Annotated in this window: 1 protein-coding gene; it reads right to left on the bottom strand. The window is 34.6% G+C overall.

What is annotated here, in order from left to right; genetic code table 11:
* The coding region (locus JK231_RS25340) for a glycosyltransferase family 1 protein (RefSeq protein WP_211729918.1) at positions 1-1,556 on the bottom strand (1,556 nt) is incomplete at its 3' end.
* Positions 1,557-1,746: the final 190 nt, after the last annotated feature.

The raw sequence follows: 1,746 nt of genomic DNA, 5'->3' as shown, positions 1-1,746 counted from the left end.
ATATCGTAGTTATGTTTCAAATAATCATTTGCATAATGAAATAGTTCTCCCATCTTACAATATATAGGTCTAATAACGTAACCATTGCATCCAGAGTTGATAAGATTTGATAAAACACTTCTGACAACTCGTTGTATTCCAGTTCGTGCATCATGCTGAACCAAAACAGAGATATCTATTAATAATTTACGCTCATGTGCCAGAAAGCTATTTTTGGCCAGAGCCCATGCTGTTCCTAAAACATCAACGTCATCAATTAGTTGAGAAGCACCATTATTTATTCTTTTTATGGATTGATTTAATGAATCATCAGTAATAACATCATCAGCTTTTAATATATTTAAACTTTTTTCAAAAGCATCTATCGCAGTTTGTGCCGAAATATCCCATGAAAACTTCATGGCTTGTTTTTGAGCATTATCAGTCAAAGCGAAACGAAATTTATCGTCAATCAGTGCCTTCTGCATTAAATTCGAAATGTCATTAACATCCCGTGGATCAAACATAGATTCCTGCCACCCCATAACTTCTGGCAGACTTGTAGTATTTGAAGCTATTGTTGCGGCTCCACATGACATAGCTTCAAGCGGCGGCAATCCAAACCCCTCGTGAATTGAGGGAAAAACAAAAAGCTTACAAATATTATATAGCGCAACAAGTTCATCATCAGGTATGAATCCAGTAAACGCTATATCTTCATCATGTAGGCCATGCTTACGCGCAATAGTGAGTAATCGCTCTTTGTCGTGTGGTTTTATTTGACAGGCCAACACAAGCGTATGACTATTTCTTACGTCTGCCTCAAGAAGGCTGAAAGCATGAATTAGTGCTTCAATATTTTTTCGTGGCTCCAATACGCCAATAGTCATTACAAAATCTTTATGAATATTATACTTCAGGCACAGATCTTTCTTTTCATCATCAGTAATGTTGATTTTTTTAAAATGAGAATCAACAGCAGATGAAATATTAGTAACTTTTTCCGGACAAATACCTGTGTTATTTTTAACTTCATTTGCAGCAGAACTAGAAATTGCAAGCAGCCCATCAGCACTTTCAAACTCAACGAGTTTATTCATGTAAAAATTTTTAAAATTCTCATCTGCAAGATATATGTCTTTGTTTAATAAAGGTATTAAATCATAAACGATTGAAAATTGTTTAGGTCCATTACTAACATCTGAAATTGACACTAAAAAATCATCTACGAACCCTTCACTAAAGCTGGTGTTGCAGACTACATCTGGTCTAATGTTCGCAATTGCCAAATCGCGACATATTTTAGCGACATTATTTCTGGCATGATTATTTTTATCGTGGTACGCCACTGGTCCAACTGCTGAGAAGATATAGATATTCTCTTCCGCAATAAGACCTCTAAATTCATTTCGAACAGAGTTTATAATATCTATGGGGTAAAGACCATTTAATAAAATGCTGACCTTGTGGCCCGAAGGATTACCTATTACAGCTTTAACCAGAGATAATGAATAACGCCCTATGCCACGAAGCCGACTTTCAGATTGGCAGCTTTGCATATCAAATAAAATGTGCAAAGTTATACTCCTTTAATATTAATTGGTATTTTAACGTTTTAACTTAGAGTAAATTTCTTTAACAAGAGCAGGCAACTGATTGTTATCGGCTTGAGAAACAATGACATCTTCATTAACGACTAATGTGTCATTTTTATTACCTAATTTTCTATACTTAACTTGCTGATGCAATTTGAATAAAAAATTATAT

It is taken from the genome of Pantoea sp. JGM49 (assembly GCF_018257655.1).
GTDB classification, from domain to species: domain Bacteria; phylum Pseudomonadota; class Gammaproteobacteria; order Enterobacterales; family Enterobacteriaceae; genus Pantoea; species Pantoea communis.
This window is presented reverse-complemented; position numbering and strand designations above follow the sequence as displayed.